This is a genomic window from Ensifer sp. R1-3, assembly GCF_056739175.1.
Genome location: NZ_CP096517.1, coordinates 532,352 through 558,609 on the forward strand (window position 1 = coordinate 532,352; position 26,258 = coordinate 558,609).

The window sequence follows — 26,258 nt, forward strand, 5'->3', positions numbered from 1 at the left end:
GCATCTTGAGAGCCGGCCTGATTATCGGTCGAAGGATGATCGAAGAGAAGTTGGACCAAGGGGCAACAGCGGCCAAAGGACTGAAGTCGATGTCGTCAAGAATTGGCCTGGGTGGGGATGCCCTGGATATTGACAAGCGGCAGCTCCGCGTCGGCTTCAGCCGCTGATTTGCAAGCGGCCGCTCGTCGGCCCAAAAGCTGTCGTTCGTTTAAGACGCAGCGAATGACCGCATCCCACCCTATTGAGAAGTTCAGCGTTCACGCCGCGGCCCGAATTCCCCGGAGGCGTTTTCCAGCCGCGCCGGCATAGCCGGCACGAGCGGCCGCAGCGAGCATCAGTGAGCGAAGCAGCCGAAGGGAACCCGCGCCCGCGCCGGAGGCTTGTGGGAAACGCCGGCACCAGAGGTGGAAGACCAAAATGAACCGTTGCCGGGTGCAGTCGGTCCCGGTTTCCGCCCTTAGGGCGGGTCTATGCTAAACTTCCTGCGGCTGCCCTTTTAACCGGTCAAGCGGTGCGCGAACTGGCTTCGGCCGCGCCTTCGCCTAGTATGCTCATTGTCTGCTTCGGAGGGGAAAGAGGGCTCTGCCCGCCTCTCCCCTGCAAGGGAAAATCGGTCTTCCCGTCCTTCCTCGGCTCGCCCTCGGCTCGCTCCGTGCAGGATCGACGCGGATCCGCTCCAGGCGGATTTTGCGTCGCCCCTTCGGCTCCGCCTCGGGCGGGTGTTCCCCCTGGTTAAGACCGGGTAGATTATCGGCAGATTAGAGCGGAATGATTGTCGACAGGTTAGATTGGCATCGAAGGGAGACCTTTTGATGCCGTTTTAACGAGACTTGTCGGATGGAAGAACGGGTTCGGATGCTTGCGGAGTATGACAGCGGGAACTGGAGCGTTTCGGAGCTTTGCCGTCGATACGGCGTCTGCCGCGATACGTTTTACGCGTGGCGCAGTCGGCGCGACAGCGGAGCTGCGGACTGGTTCATGGATCCCTCGCACGCGCCACTACACTGCCCGCACCGGACCGCGGAGGCGCTGAACGAAGAGATCGTCGCAATGCGGCAACGTTTTCCCGATCTGGGACCGCGCAAGCTGTTGGCAAAGCTTAGGCGTCAGACGCCGGAGGTAACCTGGCCTGCGGCGTCGACGATTGGAGACATCCTCAAGCAGGCCGGACTGGTTGCGCCGGTGAAGCGCCGCCGTCGGCCCATCGACCAGCGGCGGCCGTATGCAGCGGTAACGGCAGTGAACGACGAATGGAGTACCGACTTCAAGGGCTGGTTTCGCACCGCGGATCGCCCGCCAGAAGCTGCCGTCCGGATACCGAATCAAGTTCGGCGGAGACGCCGAAGATCTGGGCAAGGCGGCGACTAGCATGCTGAAGGCGCTGGTCATGGCGGTCATCTTCATCTATGTCGTGCTGGCGTCGCAATTTGGAAGCTTCAGCCAGCCGGCCGCCATCATGGCAGCGCTCCCTCTCTCCCTGGTCGGCGTGCTTGCCGGATTGCTGATCGCCGGAAGCACGATCAACATGTTCTCGATGATCGGCTTCATCATGCTGATGGGGCTCGTGACTAAGAATGGCATTCTGCTGGTCGATTTCGCCAACCGGGAACGCCGGCGCGGACTGCCGCTGTCCCAAGCGCTGGAAAATGCCGCCATGGTGCGGTTGCGCCCGATCGTCATGACGACACTTGCGATGATCTTCGGCATGCTCCCGCTTGCCATGACAGCCGCAGGTGCCGGCGCACAGCGGGCACCCATGGCGCACGCCGTGATCGGAGGCCTAATCAGTTCGACCATCCTGACGCTCGTCGTCGTTCCTGCTGCCCTCTCCTTGATCGACAGCGTAAGGCTGCGGGTCACGCGCCGCTCACGCGCTTTGCCGCAGCATCCCGATGCCACGCAGGCGAGATAGACCGATGGGCGGCAAGAAGAGATTTCTACCGCGCCTGCTCGGCCGGGTATTGCTTTTGGCGCTGATGTTCGCAGCGCTGCTTGGCGGTCCGATCGTCATGCTGATCATTATTTCCGGGCGGATGCTTCAATAGCAGCAAGCAGGCGAGACCGCTTACTTCGCTCGCCAGCGTCGCCCGCAGTGAGTCCACCGCCGCGGTGCCGCCGTTCGGTACCGTCTCCAGGCGGCGTTCCGAAGTTGTAATGTAGCGGCAATTCTCCTCCCCCACTCTTCCAGCGCAAACCGCTTGCTTGCGGCTTCTGCGCAGTCAAAACAGGAGATATCCAAGTGACCACAGAGAAACGACTTCGCCATGAAACAGCGAGGTCCGAAGCCTTCGCGCGTGTCCCCTTCGTCTCAATGGGTGAGGGAACGAGGGCCAATATTGCGTTCGCAGCGATCGGGATGGCTTGGATGCTGTCTCCGGCCGCCGCGCTCGCCGCCGTCTTCAATACCGGGGAAGCCGACATCCCCATCGCGAGCGAGGAGGAGGAACGCGTCGGCGGCATTCGCGGAAAGCTTCACGACTGGAAAGTGACCGCCGGCTTCGGCGCAGTCTATTTCCCGAGTATGAAGGGTCGGACGAATATGAGGTCCAGCCTTTCCCGCTCATCTCCGCGCACTTCGGCGACCGCGTCTTCCTCGATACGGACGGGCTGAAGGTCGACGTTTGGAAGCAGAGCGGTTTCAGGTTCGCCATCACCGGTGGCGCAGACATGGGCCGAAAGGAGGACGATTCCTATTACCTTCGCGGTCTGGGCGACATCGATCCGGGCGGCGTGGTCGGAGGCCTGGTGGGCTTCGAGACCGGGCCTTTCGAGTTCTATGCTGCGCTCGACAAGACGATCGGCGGCAGCGAGGGGCTGACGGGCACCGTCGGAACGAAAGCCTCCTATCAATACGAACGGTTCATCTTCTCGGCCGATCTCTCCGGCACCTGGGCCGACGACAAGCACATGGAATCCTATTTCGGGATCAACGCGGCCCAGTCGGCGCGCTCCGGTCTCGCCGAGTACGAAGCCGGGGCCGGTTTCAAACGCGTCGATATCAAGGGAACGACTACTTATCTGTGGACCGAGCACTGGATGGTCACCGGGGCCGCGGGCGCGGCTTTCTGCTGGGGGATGCCAAAGACAGTCCGATTGTCAAGGAGGATGTCCAGCCCTTCGCCATGCTCGTCGTCGGCTACCGGTTCTAAGGCGCCGACCAAAAGACATCGCGGCAAGCCAATCGCCGCGATATTGGCTTAACATCGCAACCGGCTCTGCCGACCGGCAGCGCCTTTCATCGGATCTTTCAATGCAATCATTGCGCGAACCAGGACCGATCGCCGTCCTCCTTTATGCCAAACAACCGGACATTGCCGTCCGCATGGGCGAACTGCTGACGTCTCACGGCATGGTCGTCACGACGGCCGTCACAGTGTCTGAACTCCAGGCCGCGGCGAGGATCGGCCGCTTCGACGTGGCGGCGACATACACGGCCGGCATTCAGACGATACGCCAGATCACCGCGCTTCCCGTGGTCAATATCGACGCCTTTGTCTTCCAGAACACCACACGGGCCGATGACACGAAAGCCGCAAGCCGTTTCGACACGGCTGCGTTCATAAAGCGGCTCTTCGACGTCGCCAGTCCGAAAAAGACCAGACGGTCCTCTACCGAAGACGAGGCTCGCACTGTCCTGATCGATCCGAAGGGGCCTGAGTGGTGAGATCCGTCTCGATGGACAAGGACAACATGAAACATCAAATTAAGAGCCAAGGACACTTTACCATTTACCTTGCGGTAAACGCGGAACTCGCCGAGGAGCTTGCTTTCTGCGCCGGTGGCCCGCGGCTCGCCCCTCACAGCGGCTGGGGTTTGCTTGGGATCTGTTCCGCATGTCCTGTCAAAACGCCGTCGCCGGCTTTTCGGCGCATCGCACAGATGCCGAGGTGCTAGATTTGGTCCACAGCGCACTCGACGCCTTGTCGATGATCCTTCGGCTGAACAGACTTTTCGGCGGGCGACCCAGCGATCGCATGCTTTAAGGCGCTACGATCGACGAACCGTACCGCATCCTGGCCTGGTGCATTCTCTTCGAGGTCCCTCGCCACAAATCCACCCTTGTGTTTGAATTTCTGGCGCTTGCGCCGCTGCAGGACAGTCCTGCGACGCGCTGGTCGACGTGCGCGCGGGATATCTCGGAAGGCGGCCGCACGATCCGTCCCGGCGGCTGCTTCGGCCCGATCCCTATCCGAGCCTTATCGGTGCTCTATTGTGCAGGCAAGGACCGGGCCTTGCAACTCGACGGCTTCATGCAGCGGTGGTACCCGGCCATGAGCGACGCTCATTGGAACGAGAGCCATCTGTCGAGATACGACGAGTATTTCGGCTACTGGTGTTTCTGCCGCGGCGGTCGCCAAACTTCTCGACATTCTCGACGATCATCACAAGGACCATCCGAACTATCCCTACGATGCCAGACACGAAATGGCGACGCCGGTGCATCCTGGAGCGATAATGCGCACATAAGTTCCATCGTCTCTTGTAATGCTGCCGCAATCCTAGCCGTTGAGAAGGCAGCGAGAGAAAGCGGTGCAACGATGAGACTTCTTTTGATCGAGGACGAGAAGGAACTGGCCGCGGCACTCGCCGTCGCGCTGGGCAAGCATGGCATCGTCACCGATCAAACGGCGCGCCTTGTCGATGCCTTCGAACTGACGCTACAGAACGACTACGATGCCATCCTCCTCGATCGTCGTCTGCCCGACGGCGAGGGGCTGACGCTCATTCCGATGTTGCGGCGCTCAGGGCGAGATACTCCTATTATCGTGATGACGGCCAGAAACGAGCCATTGGAACGCGTCAAGGGTCTGGACATCGGCGCCGACGACTATCTCGGCAAACCGTTTCTTGTCGAGGAACTGATGGCGCGCGTCAGGGCGGTGCTCCGCCGCCCGACGAACCTTGCCGAACCTGTCTTGACCGTCGGGCGCATGAGCATTGATCCGCTCAACTTGAGCGTCGCGATCGATGCCGCTCCGTTCGATCTTCCAAGGCGTGAACTTCTCGTTCTCGTCGCACTGGCCAAGCGCAAAGACAAGACGGTCCTGCGCTCGACGCTGGAGGCCGCCGTCTACAACTACGAGGAAGAGATCCAGTCCAACGCGCTCGACGCGCATATTTCGAGGCTGCGCAAGCGATTGCTCGATGCGGGCGCTGGCATCGCCATCCATAACATCCGCGGGGTCGGATATCTGCTGAAGGACGAATGACACGCGTGGCGAAAACATCGAACCCGTCTCTGTGGTGGCGGCTGAGCTGGCAACTCAGCCTGGTGATCGTCGCCGTGGTTGCCGCGGTGATCATCGGGCTTTGCGTATGGGCAACCACGATCATGTCTCCGAACATGGCGATGGAGGAAACAGTCGGCGCGGTCATCGGCGAAGCCGCGGCACGCGACCATCAGGGACGCTTCCTGCTGCGGGAAACGCCGGGGCTTCAGGTGCTGAAACAGCAGAACGCCACGCTCTGGTTCGTCGCGGCCACCACAGACGGTGCCCACGTCTCCTATGGAACCATCCCGCCGGCCTACGCCCAATTGGCGGGGCTGGTGCATTTGTTCGATGATGCCGACATCCGTGGCTCGGCCGTCACCAGGGAGATCGCGACGATAGACAGTGCAGAAACGGCGATCGGTGAGGTCAGAATACTTTCCGGCGGCGCAAGTAGCAAAGGTTGGCCGGTCCTCGCGTTGTTGCTGCGAGCCTATCCGATTTACGTGTCGTTGATTGCGATCACGCTGCCCGCGATTTTTCTTGCCGTTCCGCAGATCGTCAGACGCGAACTTGCAAGGGTAAGCGATGTCGCGCAGAAAGCCTCGGAGATCGAGCCACACCGACCGGATACGCGCCTGCCCGTCGAGGGGGTTGCGCGGGAAGTCGCTCCCCTTGTCATCGCGTTCAATGGTGCACTCGAGCGACTTGAGAGCGAATTTCGAAAACGCCAGCGCTTCCTGATCGATGCTGCCCATGAGCTCAGGACGCCGATCGCCATCATGCAGACCCGCATCGACGGAATGTCGGAGGGCATGGAACGCGGACGAATGCTCAAGGACGTCGCACGCCTGGCCGACACGGCCGAGCAGCTTCTTGCTTTCGAACGAAACGACCAAGCGACCGAACTTCATGAGACAGTCGATCTCGTCGCGATTGCCCAGACGGTGGTGGCCGACCTCGCCCCGCTGGCGATCGGGGCCGGCTATCAGATTTCCCTGCAAAGCGACATCGAACATCTCGTGCGCCAGGGGAGCCCCTCTGCCCTGGAACGCGCAATCAGCAACCTGGTCCGCAATGCGATCGAATATGGCGGCAACACCGGCGCAATCACCATCTCGGTGTCTGCAGACGGCCGGATCGGCGTGACCGACGAGGGAAGCGGCATTCCCGACGATCAACAGGAACTGGTGTTCGAGCCATTCTACCGGGTTTCTCCCAGCAGCAAGGGCGCCGGCTTGGGTCTCAGCCTCGTCAAGCAGATCGTCGAAAATCACGGCGGTGGTGTCAGCCTGAAGAGTGGCCCGACGGGAACCGAAGTCACGTTCCGGCTTTGACGGAAGGGACCCTCGCCTGTCTTGGCTTGGACATTCGTTGCTGCCGCGGCGCCTCTTCCTGTGCCCGGTGCGGCAAGCCCCGCCCCGTCGATGTCTGTAATGCTGCGGCAATTGTTGCTGACCACTGTCCTTAGCACAGTCAACGTCGGAGGCCCGTGAGCGTGCGCAGCAATTCCAGCAAATCTCGCCTGTCATTTCCCTTTTTGATCAAACATTTTTTCCCGTCGTCGATCGTGCTGCTTCTGACCGCCGTGGCTGCCGGATGCACGTCCGTGCCAATCAAACAGGCCGGAACGCTCGGCTCCTACACCAAGCTCAGTCCTCCCAAAGGGACGCTGGAAAAAAAGCAGATCTACGTCGACGGCCGCCATCTGGCGCAGGTGAAGACCGTGCGGATCCTGCCGACCACATTCTCTTTCAGTGCGGCGTCCAAGATCAAGTCCGACGCAGACCGTTTTCTAGTGACGAATGCACTCGATCGTGCGTTGTGCGTCGCGCTCAGCGACAAGTATCAGATGGTTCCGGCCGATCAGCCGGCGGACTTGACCGTTCATTCGACCGTCGCAGACATCGTTCCGACCAACAAGGCGATGGCGGGTGTTGCTACGGCGGTCAGCGTCGGCTCCGGTTTCGCGCTGCCTGTCAGCATTCCGCGCCTGCCGTTCGGATTGGGCGGACTTGCGGTTGAGGCTGAAGCAGTAGACAGGGCAGGAGTCCAAAGCGCGGCGATGCTCTGGGCACGGGGCGCAAACTCGATCCAGGACAATCCTCGTGTGTCGCAGGTCGGGGACGCCTACGGTCTGGCGACGAAGTTCGCAAGCGACTTATCGCGGCTGCTGATCACTGGCAAGGAGCCGAAGGGGTTGAACCTGTCGATACCTTCGCGGCAGCGCGTCAAGTCGTGGTTCGGCGGAAAGCCGGAATATGCAGCCTGCGAAACGTTCGGCCGTGCTCCGGGACTGCTGGGCGTCATTGCCTCAAAATACGGTGCTCCGCCGCAATGGGTCGACAAGAAGCCGAAGCTGGCCATGACGCCCTGATTGCCGCGACGGGAAACGCGGAAATCGACGTGCTGCCGGCCTTGCGCCTGCGGCATCGGAGGCAGATCGCGAGGCTTTTATGAGGATTTAGCCCGATGGCCGAGCGAAACCTTTGATGCATATTGGAGTTTGCACCCCCGAGCGGCCCGGTGCCAATTCCTCTTTCAGTCTGAAGGCTGATTTGTCTCACCGGAGCGCCCGAGGTCGTTTGGATCACTGGCGGCTGAGTCCCTGGTAGTATTCACCTTCACCGCCCTTCACGACCCGTAGAACCGGTTTCGCCGTGCTTGGGAAGCCATAGGTGGCGGCATTTGTCCTGATGCTACCGGTGGCGCCGCCGTCGGGTCTCTTGACGGCCGAAGCGGCGCCGCGCTTCGCATTGATGTCGACGCCTTCATAGTAGTCGAAGTTGGCGAGCGCCGGTGCGACGCTCGCAAGTACAACAAACGACGTAAGAGCGGCTGCGATGTAATGCTTGATTGTCATGGAATTCTCCTTTGTCCGTTGTTCCATCGCGCCCTGGTTCGGGAGGTATCAGGGCGCGATGGCGACGACGTCCGGACTGGTGCGAGAACACACGGCCTCGGACGGGAGAACCCTAGACGTGATTTGTCGCACGGGTATGCGACGCTATGCGCGGTTTGTGACCAAGTGTAGCAAGGTTGCGGCGGGGTTGGGTGCCTTGCGCTGCCCTCAATTATACCTCTCGGCCATGCTGCAGCGCAAATATGGGTATGCGGTAGAATGCCGTGGCCACCGATAGAAGTTTCGCAACTGATACCGTTTGATACACTTTTTTCAATGCGGCTTCTCAGCGGTGGCGGTATGTGTTTCTAAGGACAACTCCACCCCGGGCGGACCCATATGCAATCGACGCCTCACATTGCCGTTGTGGATGATCATCGCGATATTCGCGATCTGGTAGGAAAATATCTGACACAACAGGGTTACCGCGTTTCCCTCGCGGAAAGCGGCGAAGCGCTTCGACGTCTTCTGGAAAAAGGCGCCCCAGATCTCGTCGTGCTGGACATCATGATGCCCGGCGAGGATGGATTGACCGTTTGCCGTCAGTTGCGCACGACAACGGAGCTTCCGGTCATCTTTCTGACAGCGATGGCGGACGGGACGGACCGGATCGTCGGCCTGGAACTCGGCGCCGACGATTACATCACCAAGCCGTTCAACCCGCGCGAACTCCTGGCAAGAATCCGGGCGGTGCTGCGGCGTGTCAACAGCCTTCCTCCCCAGCGCGGGAGGATCAAGGCCAAGACCATCCGCTTCGATATCTGGGAACTCGACACTGGACGCCGGGAGCTCGTCGGACGCGATGGCGTCAGCGTGGCGTTGAGCACGGCGGAGTTCCGGCTGCTCAATGCCTTCCTGGAACACCCCGGTATGGTCTTGAGCCGTGACCAGCTACTTGATCTGACCGCAGGGCGAGCGGCGGAGAGCTTCGATCGCAGCATTGACAACCAGGTCAGTCGGTTGCGCAAGAAGATCGAGAGCGACCCGAAAAATCCATCTTTGATCAAGACGCACTGGGGTGGAGGATACAGCTTCGTGGCGGAGGTAGAAGCCTACTGATGCGATGGTGGAGGAAGAGCCTCGCGGCTCAGTTCATCTGTTTTCTGTTGATGGCGCTTGTGTTGTCGCAAGTGATCGGGTTTCTGATCTCCTGGGACGAACGCGACAAGGCTTTGCGTGCGGCATCGAAGGGTGAATTCTTGAGCCGCACGGCGTCGCTTGCAACTCTGCTCGAGTCCATTCCTCCAGGTTTCCATACCGATGTCCTGCGGGCAAGCGGAACAACGTATACACGCTTTTGGATGTCGGGACAGGATCCCGTCGATACGCTCGCCTGGCGAAAACAGGCAGTCGCGCAACTGGAGGAACCGCTACCCAACCTGCTCCCAGCCTATCGCCCGCCTGAGCTAACCTCGGCTGCGCCAGCCAAGGCGCCGTCAGGCAAGGGTCTCCAGCTTTTCGAGAGGGCAATTGCCTCCGAGGGCTGGACGCGCCTTTCGTCCGACATATGGACCCTGCCCCGATTTGCCAAGTTTCTGCCGCTCGGCGATTCCCACGGCATGGGGCTTGCGGTCCAACTCAGCGACGGGCGTTGGCTGAACTCCGTCTATCGCAAGACGATGCCGAATCCTTTCTGGAACACGCAGTCCCTCGTCTCGCTCGCCGTCACCGCCACGACGCTTGCGTTGATCGGTGTCTTCGTAGCTAACCGCATGGCAAGACCCATGCGCCGGCTGGCCGGCGCCGCGGAGGCTCTCGGCAGAGGCCAATCCGTCGAGCCACTGCCTGAAACCGGCCCCGATGATATCCGCAGGACGACGGAGGCCTTCAACCGGATGCAGGCGCGACTTACGCGCTTCGTCGAGGATAGGACGCGCATGCTCGCCGCGATCAGTCACGATCTTCGCACACCGCTGACTTCGCTGCGTCTGCGGGCTGAATTTGTGACGGATAGCGACGCTCAGCAGAAAATGATGGCGACTATCGAAGAGATCCAGACGATGACCGAGGCAGCGCTTGCCTTTGCGCGCGAGGAGGCGGTGACGGAGGCAACACGCACCGTCAATTTGACCGCTCTGATCGAAAGCCTCTGTGACGACCTTGCTGACCTCGGGCAAAATGTAACATTTCTCGATAGCCCCAAGATCACTTATCGCTGCCGTCCGGACGGGCTCAGGCGCGCCGTCCGCAACCTGATCGAAAACGCCGTGCGCTACGGCAACGAGGCTCGCGTCCAGCTCAATGAGACGCCCTCCTCCGTTCGAATCGCAATTGAGGATAAGGGGCCCGGGATTCCCGAAGCAGATTTCGAGCGTGTTTTTGAGCCATTCTTCCGACTGGAGTCCTCGCGAAATCGCGAAACAGGCGGGGTTGGCCTAGGCCTGTCGATCGCCCGGGCAACCGTTCGCCACCACGGCGGCGACATCACCCTATCGCGAATGAAGAATGGCCTGAGCGCGACGATAACGCTTCCCAAGTCGGATCGGGGCGCTTGAAGCGCTGCTATCTTGGCTGTGGATAGGCGTTCCGGCGGCCCCCTGCGCCGATAACGGCAACCCTACCGTCCAGATCGGCGACGAGCGCATACGGCATCCCGGCGGTGCAATGGCGATGCGTGCGGCCGCGCCCTCCCTTGGTTGGCGGGCGACGGCCCACGTCGGCTTTCAGCTTGTGTGCTGCAATGAAGATTGCGCGCCGTAGACCTGAGCCGGGGCCAGCTTCAGGCACGGCGCTTGTTTTTCGACACTTGCGGTCTGAGCCGTGCAGGTCTCTTCGATAAGGTCAGCCGCCGGAACAATCATCGCGGCGCAGAGGATCGAAGCTGCGCTCAGAAATAAACCCGCTAGTACATTCGCCGCTGGCCGCGCAACAGCTTCACGGCGATCACGAAGATACCCAGGCTCACTCTCGGCGAGTTTACGTTTCATGCTCCAGGACTTCCTTGCGGGATGAATTGATGGTCGAAGCTTAGCCGCAACTTGTCGCAATATTTTCCCAGGTTCGATGGTAATTTGTATCAGGATATGCCGGGCGGCTTGGTTTAAGGAGCCGGAAGTATAAATTAAAAGCCGCGTGGCGGCCCGAGCATGCGGCATATAAAACTCAGCAGGGCCGAATATTCATCCGGGGCACTTCCGCCAGGACAGCTCGCGCAGGCGGAGCAAACCTTGAGACGCCAAACCTATCGCCGAGGCGTGGGAACTCAATCGCCCTGCGTCTGTGGCAGGCGGCCAGCCTGTTTGGCGCGCGGCTTATCCAGCATGCTTCTGAGATAATTCGTTACAACTCGGCCGTTCCCGCGGCAAATCTCTGCGACAAATGACGACTACCTTTGGTTCTCGAAGCGATCTCCATCGGAGGCATTCCGCCCTCCCTGCAGCCGCCCGTTCGGAGGACCATTATGAAGAACAAGCATCTGATCTCCGCCTGCATTCTCGGCGTCCTGCTCTGTCCCGGCGCGAGTCTGGCACAGGAACCGGCCGCTGCCGAGGGCGAGAGGCTTTTCCGCAGCCGTTGCGGCTCCTGCCACAGTGTGGACCCAGGCGAAAATCGCGCCGGCCCGCATCTCTCCGAGCTTTTCGGGCGTGCTGCCGGCAGTGTCGCAGACGCTCGCTACTCGAAGGCGCTCAGCGCCTCCGGTTTCGTCTGGGATGAGGAACGCCTCCACGCCTACTTGAACAATCCTCGCCAGGCCGTGCCGGGTACGACCATGAGCGTGAGCGTTCGCGATCAGGCGCAACGCTCGGCCATCATCACCTATCTGCAAAATCTTTCGACAGGGCCGGTCCACTAGGCATTCCCCCGGTCGGTTCAACGCGAATGCCGGCGGTGCGCCGCCGTCGTTCTCCTCGCTAACGATAGGATCATGTCATGGCTCGATTGACCATAAACGGCCGAACAAGGGATATCGAAGTGGATCCGGAGACGCCACTTCTCTGGGTGCTCCGTGAACAGGCGGGCCTCACCGGCACGAAATTCGGCTGCGGGGTTGCGCAATGTGGCGCCTGCACCGTGCTTATCGACGGCGTGGCGACGCGTTCCTGCACCATGCCGGCAAGCGCGATCGCGCAGGATCAACAGATCGTCACGATCGAGGGCCTGTCCGAGGACGGCTCTCATCCGGTCCAGCAAGCCTGGCTTGCGCTCGACGTTCCGCAATGCGGCTACTGTCAGGCCGGCATGATCATGGCGGCTGCCGCCCTGCTCAACAGCACACCAACCCCAAGCGACGACGATATCAGCGCGGAAATCACCAATATCTGCCGCTGTGGCACCTATAACCGCGTCCGTGCGGCGATCAAGCTCGCGGCGGAAACCATGAGCACGTCCCAGAAAGGATGAGGGCCAGACCATGACAGTTTCAATCTTGTCGCGCCGCCGCTTTCTCATCGGCACCGCCGCTGCGGCCGGCGGCTTCTCGCTCGGCTTTCACCTGCCTTTTGCTGCACAGGCCCAGGAGAGAAACGCCATCCTGCCCGAGGTGAATGCCTGGGTCCTCATTCATCCGGACGACACCGTCGTCGTCCGGATTGCCCGCTCCGAAATGGGTCAGGGAACGCTCACCGGCCTCGCCCAGCTCGTCGCCGAGGAGCTCGAATGCGACTGGTCGAAAGTCACGACGGAATATCCGACACCCGGTGAAAGCCTGAGGCGGAACCGCATCTGGGGCAATTTCTCGACCGGCGGCAGCCGAGGAATTCGGGAATCGCACGAATATGTGCGTCAGGGCGGAGCCACCGCGCGCGAAATGCTCGTCGCTGCGGCCGCGACCCTCTGGAAAGTCCCGGTGCAGGAATGCTCGGCGGCGAACAGCGTCATCACCCACAATCCCTCCAGCCGGACCGTCACCTACGGCGCCGTTGCTTCGCTCGCAGCGCACATGCAACCGCCGGCCAATGTGCCGCTGAAGGATCCGAAGGACTGGAAGATTGCCGGCAAGCCGTTGCCGCGGCTCGATACGCGCGACAAGCTGACAGGCAAGCAGGTCTACGGTGTCGACCTGCAACTGCCGGGCATGCTGAACGCCTCGATTAAAGCCTGCCCGGTCTTCGGAGGGAAGGTGGCAAGCTTCGATGCCGCAGCCGTCTCGGGCATGCCGGGCGTAAGGAAGGTCGTTCAGGTCGATGAAACGGCCGTTGCCGTTGTTGCCGACACGTGGTGGCAGGCGCATTCCGCCCTTAATGCGCTGCCGATCGTTTGGGATGAAGGCCCGAACACGAACGTCACCAGCGAAACGATTGCCGCGATGCTGCGAGAAGGTCTGGACGCAGAAGAGGCAGTCGTTGGCACGGCGATTGGGGACGTTCGGGCAGCACTTGCCGAAAGCGCCAAGGTCGTCACGGCTACCTATTCTTTTCCATACCAAGCCCATGCCACGATGGAGCCCATGAACGCGACGGCGCGATATACGACGGATAAATGCGAAGTTTGGGTGCCGACGCAGAACGGAGAGACGAGCCTTGTCGCTGCCGCCGAAGCCTCCGGCCTGCCGATGGAGCAATGCGAGGTATACAAGCTGCATCTCGGCGGCGGCTTCGGGAGGCGTGGCGCTTACCAGGAATATGTCCGTCAGGCCGTGAGGCTTGCCAAAGAATTCGCGGGCACCCCCGTGAAGCTTATCTGGTCGCGCGAAGAGGACATGCTGCACGGCGCGTACCATCCGGTGACGCAATGCCGCTTGCGAGCAGCAATCGACAAGCAGGGCAACGTGTCCGCCTTTCACATGCGGATCAGCGGGCAGTCGATTCTCTGGTCGCTGCGCGCCGAGGTGCGCGAGACCGGGCGCGATCCGGCCGTGTTCCAGGGTCTGAACGACGGCGGTGCCGAAGGCGCCTTCGGCTATACCATCCCCAATCTGCTGATCGATCATGCGATGCGCAATCCCCCAGTTCCACCGGGGTTCTGGCGCGGGGTCAATCTCAATCAGAACGCTCTCTACGTCGAATGCTTCATGGACGAGCTCGCCCACGAGGCCGGCATCGACCCGCTCGAATTGCGGCGAAAACTGCTGGTCAACCATCCTAACCACCTTGCCGTTCTCGACGCAGTCGCCGAACGGATCGGTTGGGAAAAGCCGGCAGGAAACGGTATCCATCGCGGCCTTGCCCAGATCATGGGATTCGGCAGCTACGTCGCAGCCGCGGCGGAAGTCTCGGTCACAGACGGGCAGCTTAAGATCCACCGCATCGTCGCGGCGACGGACCCGGGCCACATCGTGAATCCCGCCCAGGCCGAGCGGCAGGTGGAGGGCTCGTTCGTCTACGGTCTTTCAGCCTGCCTCTATGGAGAGTGCACGATCAATGGCGGTCGCGTCGAACAGGAGAATTTCGATACCTACGAGGTCATGCGTATGGACCAGATGCCGGCCGTCGAAACCATTCTCATGCCATCGGGGAATTTCTGGGGCGGCGTCGGCGAGCCGACGATCGCGGTAGCGGGACCAGCGGTTCTGAATGCGGTCTTTGCGGCCACTGGCAAGCGCATCCGACAATTGCCGTTGAAGAACAACAGCCTCGGCGTTTGATGGGTGGTGGCGAAGGCATCGCGCGCTGCCGAGGCGCCTTTCAACGACGCTCCCGACGCGACCGCGGGTGATGGTGCCGCAGCCATGGCGGGTCAAACCCCGCAATCCCACCCTGTTGAGAAGTTCAGCGCCCACGCTGCGGCCCGAATTGGGTGAGGCGTTTTTCAGCCGCGCCGGCATAGCCGGCACAAGCGGCCGCAGCGAGCATCAGTGAGCGGAGCAGCCGAAGGCAACCCGCGCCCGCCAGGTAGCGCCGTAGGGTTTGCCGAACGCTTGTGGGAAACGCCGGCACCAGAGGTGGAAGACCAAAATGAACCGCTTGCCGGGGGCAGTCGGTCCCGGTTTCCGCCCTTCGGGCGGCGCTATGCTAAACCTCCTGCGGCTGCCCTTTTAACCGGTCAAGCGGTTGCGAACTGGCTTCGGCTGCGCCTTCGCCCGGTATGCTCATTTGTTTGCTTCAGTGGGGAAAGGGCGCGCTGCCCCCTCTCCCCTGCAAGGGGAAAATCGGTCTCCCCGTCCTTCCTCCGCTCGCCTTTATCTCGCTCCGTGCAGGATCGACGCGGATCCGCTCGAGGTGGATTTTGCGTCGCCCCTTCGGGCGGGTGATCCCCTCCGACTTGTCCCCTTGCCCCCTCTCCCCCGCTGCTCCGCGCGAGTTCGGGGAGCAGGAGCGGGGCTCCTGCCCCTTCGGGCATGAGGCCGCTTCGCGGGAATAGGGAAAAAGGGAACCATCATGACTGACATCATCACTGTTGCATTTGAGCAAGCTCGACGCCGATCCGAGGAACGTCCGCAAGACCTACAGCGCCGAGGGCATCGAGGCACTGGCTGCGATGTCGTCCCCTCACCTACTCCGACGATTTCTGCGATTTTCGGATCGACACGGAACGTAGACCCCTGACGACGAACAAGGCCGAACAAATCGCCCGAGATGGCTCCGGTGCAATTGAGCAAGAGTCGCTCTAGTTCCATAAGGTTCATTTGTCATGCAGTCTTTATGGGGCAGGGATGTTCGGAATTCGGGATTGAGGAGGCGCAGCGTCTGCTGGATGAGGACTGGCGCGCTAGATCGCCGTTCACCTGGCCTGCACGACGAAGGTGCCGCCACAACATTGAGGCCGGGATAAACGTTTTCTACTACCATCAGCACGAAGTCAGCGCATTCGCTATGCCGTCTCTCCCCTTGCTCGAAGTCGGCAAAAGCATGAGCGCCCTTGGCTTCAACCCTAAGAAGTGAAATCCAGCCAGTTCTCGACCTTGAGATCACGAACGCGTGTGAACTCGCTACTGTTGGCCGTTACCAGCACCGCTCCAAGCATACAGGCATGAGCCGCGATGAACAGGTCATTCGGGCCGATGGGCTTCCCAGCGGCCTCCAGTTCAGCCCGGATGCCGCAGTATTCGGCATCAGCAGGCACATCGAGCGCAAGCACTTGCATACTTCCAAGAATGGTCTCGATTTGCGCCAGCAGTTTCGATGATCCCTTCTTGGCGCATCCATAGCGTAACTCTGCCGCCGTAATGATGCTGACGCAGATTGCATCCGGTCCTACCTCGGCAATGCGTTTAGTGACAGCCCCTTGTGGGTTTCGCGCAAGCTCGGACACGATATTGGTGTCCAGCATGTAGAGCCTGCTCACAGGTTGATTTCCTTCACCGGCAGCAGGGCTTCGTCAACGTCAGGGAACTCATCTTCAGACCCGAGCGGCTCCAAACCAGCCAGCACTTCCAGCAAGTTCTTGCGGAGCACCGGCTCTATTATCAGCCGATCTCCGTCCCGATGGATCATCACCCGATCGCCGGGAAGCTCAAAATCAGCGGGGATACGTACAGCCTGACTTCTATTATTTCGGAAGAGCTTGGCTTCCCTTGGCGGTGTTGGTTCGTTGTGTCGGAGTTGGGGCATCTCGGCCTCCTTTGCATATACATGTGCATATACATCCCCGTGGGCTGGATTTCAAGCGCCTGATCAGAGACCCCTCGCGAGTTTAGTCGGCGCTGGCGTGGGCGCGCTGCATCGAATGCCGCCCGGGGCCGCCGTTCGACGGCCTACGGGCGGTCGCACGGGGAAAGATGGAGTTCGTGGGCACGTCGGACCCGGCTGGGGGAAGACCCTTTCGTGCTTGCGGCCTGCAAAGATCACCCGCTTGCCGCCAAACCCTCAGTCGGCTGGGCAGACCTCGAGCCCTACCATCTGATCACCGCTCATCGTTCAAACGGAAACAGAACCTTGCTGGATGCGGCCCTGACAAAATCGAATATCAAGCTGCGGTGGTTCTACGAAGTGACCAATCTGTCCACCTCGCTCGGTCTGGTCGATGCCCTTAGGGATTTCAGTCCTGCCGCGCATGGCGACCCCGCAGGATGACCATCCGCTCTTGATCACACTCCCGATTAGCGATCCCGAGATATCGCGTACCATCGGCGTGGTCCGCCGTCGCGGCGGCACCCTATCGCCGGCCGCGGAAAGGTTTCTCAAGATGCTGATGGACGTATGGGGCAGTAATTGAGGCGAGCCCTTATACGCGTCAAGTTGAGGTGAACAGATGTGTCAGCGGATCACGCACTTGAGCCTGCTGGGGTCGCTTTACCCGCTCCGTTCACAAGGGATCTTGCCCAGTGAATCCACAGAATAGCGGGGCGTTCGCTGCAAGCAGCGCCGACAGACGGTCAGCGACAGTGCGGACGGATTCCCGGTCCCGCTCGTCATCATGCAGCACGATCCACAAGTGGTGGCTCAGCTCGTCAATCAGGTGGCCCGCCCGAAGGAAGCTGGGATCGCGATCGCCGATGAAGCACGGCAGAACACCGACGCCCGCTCCCGCCTTCACAAGATCGAACATCGAACGAGGTGCGTTCACCCAGTTTGTGATGAACTGGCCCCGATGTTCAAACGTCCACCGCTTCCACCGCTGATTTGCGACGTCGGTGCCGAGCGACACCCAGTTGTTGTTGCGTTGCTGATCAAAACCCTGGGCGCAGTAGGGCGCGTAGGCGATCCGGACGGAACGGCGGGCAGCGACATTACCAGTCTCCGGCCGCTCGGCGGCTAGTCCTATGTCTGCTTCGCGGTACGTCAGGTCAAGGATGGCCTCGGAAGTTTTGAAACACACGCGAAACGCGTCGCTGGGCGACCACAGGTGGTTGAAGCTCGCGGCCGTGAAGCACGACAACGTGCTGTCGGAAAGAAGCCGCACCATTGGCAGCGAGTGTACCGACTCCTGCCAGTTGTGGATATCTTGCGCCGCCTCATACATCGCCTTCACGCGCTCCAGCAGAACGTGTCCGTCCGGTGCAAGCTCGTATCCCGTACGCGCCCGTACAAACAACGCTCTCCCAATGGCGCGTTCAAGCGCCAGCATGCGCCGTCCGATTGTAGGCGCGCTGACGCCCGCCCTCTCGGCGGCACCCGCCAGCCCGCCTTGTTCAGCGACGTGCAGGAACAACCGAAGATCATCCCAATTCTCGAGTTTCATCTCTGAAACGTGCCTTTCGCTTGTGCGTCTACATCTTCAAGCCGCCACGAACCACATTCTGGCCAGACAGCATGGCGGAGAAACGAGATGCTACTGCAATGGACGATTGTATATAGAGAGCTAGTAACCCAACACCGCAAGAAAAGAACCAATGCTTTTGCCGATCCGCTCGACGGTCGCGAATGGGACGGCTTCGGCTGGATCGTTAGCTGGTTCGAGAAATCTGCGGAGCGCCGTTCAAAGGCGACGGAAGGCGTGCCAGGCTCAGCCCGTAGCACGAAACTGACCACTAACGCGCCCGGTTTCACTAGTTCCTGCAGCTTGCGATCCGGCCCAGGCCCGCGCATCCCCTAACAAGTAGAGCTATTTTGCATTTGTCCTAATCTTTAAGTTGCGACGGACCTCGCCTCCGTTGATGCCGACAGGGGTGCCTAAATTGAAAGGTTGCTGATTGAATAGAGCGTGGATAGCGGCGGGGCGGCGCATCGTCTCGGCAGTGCGGATCCGCGGAGCTTCAAGACGGAGCTCGACCGTCTGGGATTGAAGGACACGGCCGCGATCGACCGCATCAACGAGGTCGCCAGCCTCGTCGACCGGACACACCGGGCGGAGTTGAGCCGAACCTACGAACTCACGCGGAGCCTGAAGAAGGGCCTCGGCTTGAGTATTTAGGTCACCGTAAAGTGGCCAGGGCGCCGAGCGCTTCAGTTATTGGTTGTGGGTATCCCTTAAGCCGCGACGTCGCCGATCAGTGAGCCAGCCGGAATGTTCCATTCCTTGCTTAGCTTTCGGATCTGATCCAGATTGATTTCCCGCTTGCCGTTCAAAAGATCGGCCGCCCGCGCTTTGGAGCCAATAACCGCCACGAGATCGGCACGCGTGTAATTGTTCGCAGCCATCACCGACTTGACCACCTCAACCGGGCTCGCCGTCGGGATTGGATAGTGCTTACCTTCGTAGTGTTCGATTAGAAGGACGAGCGCGTCAAAGTGCGCAGCTTCCTCAGAGCCTTCATCGGGTTCGTTCTCGAAATACGGCCGAACTTCCTTCAGCGCGGCGTTGTACTCGACCTCACTCTGAAGCGTTCGAAAAGCTTTCAAATCCAACATGTCGACTTCCTTTCACGTCAGAGGTCTTTGACGTCGATCGCATCGTACTGGGCGTGCGTCCCGGCAAACAGAACGAAAATCCGCTTTGATCGAAATGCGACCAGCCCCGCGTGAAGTTCCCAATTTGGAAATTGTGTAGTCGGGGCACTCTCAACTACCACCAAAGCAACATCGACGGAATGCAGTCTAGGAGAGCTTTTGGCGCGAATCTGGCCGGAATGGGCCGCCCCTGCATGTCAACCTCGGCTATCTCTCTTGCTCGAGCTCGAACGCGCACGCGTGGTTTCCGACGCTGCCGTGCTTGGGAATGTCGTGCGAATGGGATCGATGGTAGAGTATGAAACTGACACCGCAGACGGGCGAACAGTGACGCTTGTATTCCCAAAGGACGGATCCGTCCTGACCCCCATCGGAACTGCCCTTCTGGGCTTGTCGCCGGTCAGACGATGGGCTGGACGGGACGGGATACTGCAATGGACGATTGTATGTAGAGAGAGTAACCCAACACCGCAAGAAAAGAACCAATGCTTTTGCCGATCCGCTCGACGGTCGCGAATGGGACGGCTTCGGCTGGATCGTTAGCTGGTTCGAGATATTTGCGGAGCGCCGTTCAAAGGCGACGGAAGGCGTGCCAGGCTCAGCCCGTAGCACGAAACTGACCACTAACGCGCCCGGTTTCGCTAGTTCCTGCAGCTTGCGCTCCGCAGCTTGCGATCCGGCCCAGGCCCGCGCATCCCCTAACAAGTAGAGCTATTCTGCATTTGTCCTAATCTTTAAGTTGCGACGGATCTCACCTCCGTTGATGCCGACTGGGTTGCCTACATTGAAAGGTTGCTGATTGAATCGAGCGTGGATAGCGGCGGGGCGCGGCTGCAATAATCGCCTGGAGCAAAGCGACGCGTAAGCGGTCGTCGAACAGGCACAAGGGCCTTCCATCAGTCTCGCCGTCCGCAGTCGCCGCGAAGACGAAGTCGCCCCTGGGGCAAAGGCCCTTGCCGGCCCACCTGACGAGGGAGACGATCACTCATCCACCGGTCTGTTACTGCCCGAATTGCGGCGGGACAACGAGAACATCAGCCGTGCTTACCGCCGGTGGTCCTCTCTTGTGCCGGGCTCCGTGGAAATGCCGGCCCCTCCCCTTCGCCTTCAAGATGCTCGAACAGGCTCTGCGCAAGCGGAGTCAGTTGGGGCGCCAAAACGATCCCGAGTAAGCTGGATCCGACGGAGCATCTGCGCCGACGCGAGATTGGGACCGCTGCCACTCATGTTCACCGAGCGACTTGATGAGCATACCGACGCGTTTGCGCACCTTCAGGCTCTGGATAGCGGCATGCGGCTTGTTGCTCAACCCGATGGAGCCGCCGGCATGGCCCTGATGAAGTCGATGAAGGCCCGCAGGGGCGCCGGCACCAGCCGGCGCCCAGGATAGTAGAGGAAGGGGCCGGGAAAACTCAGCCACCATGGCTCCAGCACGGGCTCCAGCGCTCCATTTTCGAACTGCGGACGCAACCAGTCCTCGAAGAGCGAGACGATTCCAGTTCCGGCAATCGCCGCTGCGATCCCAAGATCCGAGCCGCCGCCCGCCTGCACCACGAGGGACGTGGGCGGGTCAATCGTGATCACCTCGCCGTCGCGCTCGAACTCCCAGGGACTGATCGGCCGGCCGGCAAAACGGCCGCGGATGCAGCTGTGAGAAAGCAGGTCGCGCGGATGCTGCGGCCGGCCATGCGCGTCGAGATAGGCTTGCGAGGCGCCGCTCGCATAACGCTGCACGCGTGGCCCAATCGGAACGGCGATCATGTCCTGCTGCAGCCGCTCGTCGTAGCGGATACCAGCATCGCAGCCCGCGGCGACAACATCGACGAAGCTCTCCTCGGTCACGATCTCCAGCCTAATGTTGGGATAGGCCGCAAGGAACGGTGGCACGATGGGCGGCAGGATCAGCCGCGCGGCGCTGACCGGCACGTTCAACCGCAGGACGCCCGCCGGGCGGTTGCGGAAGCCGCGAGCGAAATCGAGCGCGGCATTGATCTCTCCGAATGCCGGTCCGAGCCGCTCCATCAGCCCCCGGCCAGCCTCGGTCGGTACGACGCTGCGGGTGGTACGGTTGAGAAGCCTGACGCCGAGTTCCGCCTCCAGGCGCCGTACGGCGTCACTCAGCGCCGACGCGCTGATGTCGCTCGCCCGAGCCGCCTCCCGGAACCCACCGGCCCGAGCGACCTTCATGAAAGCGCCCACATCCGCCATGTTGGGCCTGTCCCGTTCCATATTCCCGCTCCCAATTGTTCGGCGTGCCGCACAGCCCGTTCGAATGGTAGCTGATTGTCCTGCCGATGAAACAGCCTTAATCCCGCTTTTGTGGCTCAAATGGAGATCAGTGCATGTCCAGTGTTGCAGAATCAGGAACTTTCATGCTCGGCGAGCGGCCGGTGAACCGGTTCGGCTATGGTGCGATGCAGCTTGCCGGCAAAGGTGTCTTCGGCCCTCCGCGCGATCGCGCGGAAGCGGTCGCCGTCCTTCGCGAAGCGGTTGAAAGCGGCGTCAACCACATCGACACCAGCGACTTCTATGGCCCGCACGTGACGAACGAGATCATACGGGAGGCGCTCCACCCCTACCAGGACGACGTCGTCATTGTCACCAAGGTGGGCGCCAGGCGCGGCGCGGATGCCTCGTGGAATCCTGCGTTCTCGAAGGAAGATCTGACGCAGGCCGTGCATGACAACCTGCGCAATCTCGGGCTCGACGCGATCGAGGTGGTGAACCTGCGCGCCATGTTCAGCGTGCACGGCCCGGCCGAGGGTTCGATTGAGGAGCCGCTGACGGTGCTGACCGATCTCAAAAGGCAGGGGCTGATCCGGCATATCGGCCTTTCGAACGTGACCTTGAGGCAAGTCGAGGAAGGCCGCAGGATCACCGAGATCCTCTGTGTGCAGAACATGTACAACCTCGCCAACCGCGCTGACGACGCCATGATCGACCGGCTTGCCGCCGAAGGCACCGCATATGTGCCCTTCTTCCCGCTCGGCGGCTTTTCGCCGCTGCAATCCTCGACGCTGTCGGATGTGGCGGCGCGGCTAGGGGCGACGCCGATGCAGGTGGCGCTCGCCTGGCTGCTCAAGCGCTCGCCGAACATCCTGCTGATTCCCGGCACCTCCTCGCGCGTGCATCTGAGGGAGAATCTCGCCGCCGCCGAAGTCGACTTCCCAGACGAAGCAATGGCCGAACTCGACCGAATGGTGCCCGCCTGAAGGAGAACCTGCGGATGGAGCACGGCGCGTCGGGCGAACAACGCGCTCCGCTTCCTACCGACCGAGCCCGCGGCAGCGGCGGGGACGCTTGGATACCGATTCTGGACGGCCGCAACAGAAACCTGGACTTTGACACATGGTCGCCGCTGCCCGCTGGTGGGATACCTTGCGCGAAATCATTCAGGGCGTCCTGCTCGTCGGCTGAGCGACCAGAACCTCCCCAGGAGTTCCGGCGGCCGACGGACATGACTTCCCGATTCATCCGACCACACTCGACAGGAGGATGGTGTGACGCGGGAAGAAACCGAGAAAACACTGCAGGCTTTGGCGGAAGGCGTCCGCACGTGGCGGCGAGCGCCCATCTTGCACTGCCCGCACGAGGAAGGCCTGGAGTACGAGGATGTCTTCTTTCCCTCGGAGGATGGCATTCCGCCTGAAGGATGGTTCATCCCGCGATCTGGATCGGACGAGATGATCATCGCCAACCACCCACGGTGGTTCAACCGGGCCGGACTGCCGTCACATCTCGAGCCGTGGAAGTCGTTGGGCCGTTCTGCCGGCAACGACTTCGAGGTCAATTTCGTGCCGGATTACAAGATCCTGCACGACGCGGGTTACAATGTGCTGGCCTATGGATGTCCGCAGCCGCAGTGATACGCGGGAAATGACCATCGGGCTTTTCAGCCGCTGCTTGGGCTGCAACGCCACTATGTTCGCCATGACGCGTCGGCCCGGCGTTTTCGATGGTGAACGCTGCATGGTGTCGCCGCAGCCATTGTCCAGCGGCGTCGCGCCAGCGGTTCGGCGTTCCCGCCAGCTATATGGAAGATCTGAAGGACCGCGTCGGGTTGCAGACGAGTTTTACGCTCGATCAGTTCTCGCCCGTCCCCCTGGGCCAAGAGCCTCATGATCCCAACGTTCCTCTACCAGGTAAGAGACGACCTCTATACGAGGCCGGACGACATCCAGGCCATGTTTGACAACATCCCGATTGCCAACAAGAAGCTGCACTGGATCGAGGGCACGACGCGGCGGTGGGACGGTTATACCTATTTCCTGCGAGCCGGAACAGATGCTCCACTGGTTCGCCCGCTTCATGGCCTGACGGGCGATATGGCCGGCCCGGTTCGACGTCGAAGACCTCCCCCAGCCCGGCTCGCGTCGGGCCGGGTCATACAACGGGCTTCCGGCAATCGCAGGTCTGGCGCGCCCACAGGCAGGCCGCAGCGAAGGCCGGTTACCGCTGGCTCTCGATGAGCTCCGAACTAGCCGCCTTTCTTGACGCGATAGGCGTCCGGCAGGACGAAAATCTCGTCGGCGCGGCCATATCCGCCGTCCTTTACTTCCTCGATCAGCACCATCGTGTGCGGCCTTGCCGCCTCCGAGAAGTATTCGACGAGCATATCAGTCATGCGGTGCACGATCTCTTCCTTCTGGCCGCGACTGAGCGCAGCTTCAGGGGTTTTGATGTTGACGAATGGCATGGAATTCTCCTTTAGGTTTCTTCAGATCATGCCGCCATTGGCGCGGAGCACCTGGCCGTTCACCCAGCCTGCTTCGGGGCTGGCAAGGAAGGAAACGACCGAGGCAATGTCGTCCGGCCGACCCAGCCGCCCGAGCGGAATCGTCCCGACGATCCTCTCGACCAATTCATCGGACTTGCCGGTCATGAACAGTTCGGTCTCGACCGGGCCGGGCGCGACCGCATTGGCTGTGATGCCCCGGCGGCCGAGTTCCTTCGACGCGACATGGGTCATGGCCTCGACGGCGGCCTTGCTGGCGGCATAGACGCCATAGGTCGGCCCATAGGCGCCGACCACGCTGGACGAGAAGTTGATGATGCGTCCACCGTCGCGGAGCCGCCTAGCTGCTTCGCGCATGGCGCGGAACGTACCGGTGAGATTGATCGCGATCTGCTGCTCGAAGCTCGCGTCGTCGGTTTCGGCAAGCGGTGCCAGCTTCAGGATGCCGGCGTTGTTGACGAGGATGTCGACGCTGCCAAAGCCTCCTTCGGCAGCATTGAACAGGTCAGCAGCGGCGCTCGGGCTGCTTATGTCAGCTTGCACCGCGACCGCCTTGCCGCCGCCCGCCTCAATCTCAGCAACCACGGCGGCCGCAGCCCCAGGGCTGCTGGAATAATTCACCAGGACGGCGATGCCGTCCTTTGCCAGTTGTAGCGCAATGGCCCGGCCGATTCCCTTGGATGCGCCGGTGACGATCGCGACGCGTTGTCCTTTGATGGTCACGTCATAGTCTCCTGTTTGACTAACAGGGAGATACTGCCGACGCCGGTTCAGAACAATTGGGCAAGGATTGACATGAGAATTCGGCTGTGGTGAACAAAGCCATGGACCGGCTCGACCGCATGCAGCTCTTCATCCGGATCGTTGAGCGGCGCAGCTTTGCTGCGGCGGCGTCCGACCTCGGGCTTGCCCGATCCACCGCCACGGAAGCGATCAAGCAGCTGGAACACGATGTTGGCGTTCGGCTTCTCGAGCGAACGACCCGGCATGTCGCACCGACGCTGGACGGCGCGGCCTTCTACCAGCGCTGCATTGCGATCCTCGCGGAGGTCGACGAAGCGGAAAACGCCTTCCGCGACATGCAGCCCCGCGGCCTGTTGCGCGTCGATGCGCATCCCCTGCTGACACGCACGTTCCTCCTGCCGCGGCTCACCGAATTCCTCGATCGTTATCCTCTGCTTGACCTTCAGATCGGTCAGGGCGATCGCCTGGTGGATCTCGTCAGGGAAGGCATCGATTGCGTCATCCGCGCCGGAGAGATTGCGGACAGCGGCTTGATCATGCGCCGCCTCGGGATGATTACTGAAATCACCTGCGCCAGCCCGGCCTACATCGAGAGGCACGGAATTCCCCACTCCCCCGATACGATGGAAGGTCATCGCGCCGTGGGATTCATCTCGTCCCGCACCGGACAGATCATGCCGCTCGAATTCACGATGGGTAGCAGTGTCCGCTACGTGACCCTGCCGTGCAGGTTGACCGTCAACAACTCGGACACCATGAACGATCTCGCCCTTCGCGGCTTCGGCCTAATTCAGGCGCCGCGGTACCGCTTGCAGCGGGACCTGGACGAAGGAGCCCTGATCGAGGTCCTCGCCGAGTTCCCTCCCCCGCCGACACCGCTTTCGGCGCTTTATCCCCAAAACCGCCAGCTTTCGCCGCGGGTGCGCGTCTTTCTCGACTGGGTCGTCAAACTGTTCTCCGAGGCCGACTTGTGACGATTGGTCGAATGCCGGCTGGACCACCGCTCAGTTCGCGACCACAGCAGTCTGCCGGCCCGGCATCGCTTCGGCCCGGGGGCGGCGTGCGCCTTCGGCACTACCCGTTCCTGCCTGACCGCGTGAAGACGGCGCTTGAATTCTAGCTCACCCTATAAACAGGCCCGCCCGAGAGCAGCACTGCGGCCGGGCGGCGGCGACGACCCTCGAACAGCACCGACCTTAGTGCGCAGATCCTATCACCAAACCTCAGTATCTCCACTTCGGAGCGCGTTTGGCATTATGCTGCAGCTCGGAAGCTGTGGCAAACCGGCCAAACAGCCGGCGAAGTCGGATCTCCTCTTTCCCACCCAATTGATATTGCTCGCAATATTCGCGGACGTTCCAAACCTTGGCAACGGTGTGCTTCGAAAGCTTTTCGGCTTCGACATGCTCCATCTTGCTCCTCCCAGGCAGTGGACGGCCAGACTATGCTACCAAAGTCTAATTAAGCAAGAAGTAAAATAAAGTATGACTTATTGCCTGTGCCCCTGTCGATTACCACGC

The 26,258-nt window shown here is 61.1% G+C and carries 27 protein-coding genes and 3 pseudogenes; 19 read left to right on the forward strand and 11 right to left on the reverse strand.

Annotated features, from left to right (window positions below; genetic code table 11):
- Positions 1-855: 855 nt before the first annotated feature.
- The 9 genes and pseudogenes from M1D43_RS27500 to M1D43_RS27540 all read left to right on the forward strand — a co-directional run bounded on the left by M1D43_RS27500 (position 856) and on the right by M1D43_RS27540 (position 7,587).
- Positions 856-1,368 carry a helix-turn-helix domain-containing protein gene (locus M1D43_RS27500; protein WP_498814800.1) on the forward strand — a complete coding sequence of 171 codons (513 nt, stop codon included), beginning with the start codon at positions 856-858 and terminating at the stop codon, positions 1,366-1,368.
- Positions 1,292-1,912: pseudogene (locus M1D43_RS27505) on the forward strand (efflux RND transporter permease subunit); the annotation flags it as partial. The gene M1D43_RS27500 and the pseudogene M1D43_RS27505, both read left to right, overlap by 77 nt.
- A 4-nt stretch (positions 1,913-1,916) precedes the next feature.
- Positions 1,917-2,045, forward strand: coding sequence for a hypothetical protein (locus M1D43_RS27510; protein ID WP_267880576.1), 129 nt, complete (start codon positions 1,917-1,919; stop codon positions 2,043-2,045).
- A 320-nt stretch (positions 2,046-2,365) separates the two neighbouring features.
- Entirely contained in the window at positions 2,366-2,611 is a 246-nt protein-coding gene (locus tag M1D43_RS27515; RefSeq protein WP_498814818.1) for a hypothetical protein, read from the forward strand.
- Positions 2,563-3,201, forward strand: coding sequence for a MipA/OmpV family protein (locus tag M1D43_RS27520; RefSeq protein WP_498814801.1), 639 nt, complete (start codon positions 2,563-2,565; stop codon positions 3,199-3,201). Before M1D43_RS27515 ends, M1D43_RS27520 begins: the two co-directional genes overlap by 49 nt.
- Before the next feature lie 49 nt (positions 3,202-3,250).
- Complete coding sequence (locus M1D43_RS27525) at positions 3,251-3,664, forward strand: hypothetical protein (RefSeq protein WP_498814764.1); 414 nt, start codon at positions 3,251-3,253, stop codon at positions 3,662-3,664.
- Positions 3,665-4,538: 874 nt separating this feature from the next.
- A complete protein-coding gene (locus tag M1D43_RS27530) occupies positions 4,539-5,210 on the forward strand; it encodes a response regulator transcription factor (protein WP_498814803.1) in 672 nt (223 codons plus the stop codon).
- Complete coding sequence (locus tag M1D43_RS27535) at positions 5,207-6,547, forward strand: sensor histidine kinase (RefSeq protein ID WP_498814765.1); 1,341 nt, start codon at positions 5,207-5,209, stop codon at positions 6,545-6,547. The genes M1D43_RS27530 and M1D43_RS27535 overlap by 4 nt, the downstream gene beginning before the upstream one ends.
- A gap of 188 nt (positions 6,548-6,735) precedes the next feature.
- On the forward strand, positions 6,736-7,587 hold the full coding sequence (locus tag M1D43_RS27540) for a DUF3313 domain-containing protein (protein WP_498814804.1): 852 nt from the start codon (positions 6,736-6,738) through the stop codon (positions 7,585-7,587).
- Positions 7,588-7,800: 213 nt separating this feature from the next.
- Here the strand turns inward: M1D43_RS27540 and M1D43_RS27545 are convergent, their stop codons facing one another.
- On the reverse strand, positions 7,801-8,073 hold the full coding sequence (locus M1D43_RS27545) for a hypothetical protein (protein WP_498814766.1): 273 nt from the start codon (positions 8,071-8,073) through the stop codon (positions 7,801-7,803).
- Between the two features lie 378 nt (positions 8,074-8,451).
- On the opposite strand from M1D43_RS27545, the gene M1D43_RS27550 reads away from it, so the two are divergent.
- Together M1D43_RS27550 and M1D43_RS27555 are read left to right on the forward strand one after the other, a co-directional pair.
- Positions 8,452-9,171, forward strand: a complete 720-nt coding sequence (locus M1D43_RS27550) for a response regulator (protein WP_027992214.1) — start codon at positions 8,452-8,454, stop codon at positions 9,169-9,171.
- Entirely contained in the window at positions 9,171-10,607 is a 1,437-nt protein-coding gene (locus M1D43_RS27555; RefSeq protein ID WP_498814768.1) for a sensor histidine kinase, read from the forward strand. Before M1D43_RS27550 ends, M1D43_RS27555 begins: the two co-directional genes overlap by 1 nt.
- A gap of 168 nt (positions 10,608-10,775) precedes the next feature.
- On the opposite strand, the gene M1D43_RS27560 is transcribed toward M1D43_RS27555, so the two are convergent.
- Entirely contained in the window at positions 10,776-11,039 is a 264-nt protein-coding gene (locus tag M1D43_RS27560; RefSeq protein ID WP_498814770.1) for a hypothetical protein, read from the reverse strand.
- A 473-nt stretch (positions 11,040-11,512) separates the two neighbouring features.
- On the opposite strand from M1D43_RS27560, the gene M1D43_RS27565 reads away from it, so the two are divergent.
- From M1D43_RS27565 to M1D43_RS27575, 3 genes are all read left to right on the forward strand, one after another.
- A complete protein-coding gene (locus tag M1D43_RS27565) occupies positions 11,513-11,905 on the forward strand; it encodes a c-type cytochrome (protein WP_127623994.1) in 393 nt (130 codons plus the stop codon).
- A gap of 77 nt (positions 11,906-11,982) precedes the next feature.
- On the forward strand, positions 11,983-12,453 hold the full coding sequence (locus M1D43_RS27570) for a (2Fe-2S)-binding protein (RefSeq protein WP_015242247.1): 471 nt from the start codon (positions 11,983-11,985) through the stop codon (positions 12,451-12,453).
- Positions 12,454-12,463: 10 nt separating this feature from the next.
- Complete coding sequence (locus tag M1D43_RS27575; protein ID WP_318880267.1) at positions 12,464-14,635, forward strand: xanthine dehydrogenase family protein molybdopterin-binding subunit; 2,172 nt, start codon at positions 12,464-12,466, stop codon at positions 14,633-14,635.
- A gap of 1,226 nt (positions 14,636-15,861) precedes the next feature.
- Here M1D43_RS27575 and M1D43_RS27580 read toward each other — a convergent pair.
- The gene (locus M1D43_RS27580) at positions 15,862-16,275 is read right to left on the reverse strand and encodes a type II toxin-antitoxin system VapC family toxin (protein WP_127621819.1); all 414 of its coding nucleotides are present in this window, start codon (positions 16,273-16,275) and stop codon (positions 15,862-15,864) included.
- On the reverse strand, positions 16,272-16,541 hold the full coding sequence (locus M1D43_RS27585; RefSeq protein WP_127624257.1) for an antitoxin: 270 nt from the start codon (positions 16,539-16,541) through the stop codon (positions 16,272-16,274). Before M1D43_RS27585 ends, M1D43_RS27580 begins: the two co-directional genes overlap by 4 nt.
- A 128-nt stretch (positions 16,542-16,669) precedes the next feature.
- Between M1D43_RS27585 and M1D43_RS27590 the strand changes: the two are divergent.
- Positions 16,670-17,145 (forward strand): annotated as a pseudogene (locus M1D43_RS27590) (LysR substrate-binding domain-containing protein); the annotation flags it as partial.
- A gap of 90 nt (positions 17,146-17,235) precedes the next feature.
- Here M1D43_RS27590 and M1D43_RS27595 read toward each other — a convergent pair.
- Complete coding sequence (locus tag M1D43_RS27595) at positions 17,236-18,111, reverse strand: LysR family transcriptional regulator (protein ID WP_498814773.1); 876 nt, start codon at positions 18,109-18,111, stop codon at positions 17,236-17,238.
- A gap of 462 nt (positions 18,112-18,573) precedes the next feature.
- On the opposite strand from M1D43_RS27595, the gene M1D43_RS27600 reads away from it, so the two are divergent.
- Positions 18,574-18,783 (forward strand): hypothetical protein, encoded by a 210-nt coding sequence (locus M1D43_RS27600; RefSeq protein ID WP_234837684.1) that lies wholly within the window; start codon positions 18,574-18,576, stop codon positions 18,781-18,783.
- Positions 18,784-18,839: 56 nt separating this feature from the next.
- Here the strand turns inward: M1D43_RS27600 and M1D43_RS27605 are convergent, their stop codons facing one another.
- From M1D43_RS27605 to M1D43_RS27615, 3 genes and pseudogenes are all read right to left on the reverse strand, one after another.
- On the reverse strand, positions 18,840-19,220 hold the full coding sequence (locus M1D43_RS27605) for a helix-turn-helix domain-containing protein (protein ID WP_127525420.1): 381 nt from the start codon (positions 19,218-19,220) through the stop codon (positions 18,840-18,842).
- A gap of 17 nt (positions 19,221-19,237) precedes the next feature.
- Positions 19,238-19,327 (reverse strand): annotated as a pseudogene (locus M1D43_RS27610) (type II toxin-antitoxin system HigB family toxin); the annotation flags it as partial.
- Between the two features lie 1,237 nt (positions 19,328-20,564).
- The gene (locus tag M1D43_RS27615) at positions 20,565-21,488 is read right to left on the reverse strand and encodes a LysR family transcriptional regulator (RefSeq protein WP_498814774.1); all 924 of its coding nucleotides are present in this window, start codon (positions 21,486-21,488) and stop codon (positions 20,565-20,567) included.
- A gap of 113 nt (positions 21,489-21,601) precedes the next feature.
- On the opposite strand from M1D43_RS27615, the gene M1D43_RS27620 reads away from it, so the two are divergent.
- Positions 21,602-22,471: an aldo/keto reductase family oxidoreductase gene (locus M1D43_RS27620; RefSeq protein ID WP_498814775.1), complete on the forward strand. Its 870-nt coding sequence runs from the start codon at positions 21,602-21,604 to the stop codon at positions 22,469-22,471.
- A 288-nt stretch (positions 22,472-22,759) separates the two neighbouring features.
- The gene (locus M1D43_RS27625) at positions 22,760-23,125 is read left to right on the forward strand and encodes a hypothetical protein (protein WP_153491717.1); all 366 of its coding nucleotides are present in this window, start codon (positions 22,760-22,762) and stop codon (positions 23,123-23,125) included.
- Positions 23,126-23,736: 611 nt separating this feature from the next.
- Here the strand turns inward: M1D43_RS27625 and M1D43_RS27630 are convergent.
- Both M1D43_RS27630 and M1D43_RS27635 read right to left on the reverse strand, forming a co-directional pair.
- Positions 23,737-23,955 (reverse strand): tautomerase family protein, encoded by a 219-nt coding sequence (locus tag M1D43_RS27630; RefSeq protein ID WP_013845422.1) that lies wholly within the window; start codon positions 23,953-23,955, stop codon positions 23,737-23,739.
- Positions 23,956-23,976: 21 nt separating this feature from the next.
- Positions 23,977-24,717, reverse strand: a complete 741-nt coding sequence (locus tag M1D43_RS27635) for an SDR family oxidoreductase (RefSeq protein WP_088198219.1) — start codon at positions 24,715-24,717, stop codon at positions 23,977-23,979.
- A 101-nt stretch (positions 24,718-24,818) separates the two neighbouring features.
- Here M1D43_RS27635 and M1D43_RS27640 point away from each other — a divergent pair, with 101 nt between their 5' ends.
- Complete coding sequence (locus M1D43_RS27640; RefSeq protein WP_153491719.1) at positions 24,819-25,712, forward strand: LysR family transcriptional regulator; 894 nt, start codon at positions 24,819-24,821, stop codon at positions 25,710-25,712.
- A gap of 249 nt (positions 25,713-25,961) precedes the next feature.
- On the opposite strand, the gene M1D43_RS27645 is transcribed toward M1D43_RS27640, so the two are convergent.
- Entirely contained in the window at positions 25,962-26,150 is a 189-nt protein-coding gene (locus M1D43_RS27645) for a hypothetical protein (RefSeq protein ID WP_498814778.1), read from the reverse strand.
- Between the last annotated feature and the right edge of the window lie 108 nt (positions 26,151-26,258).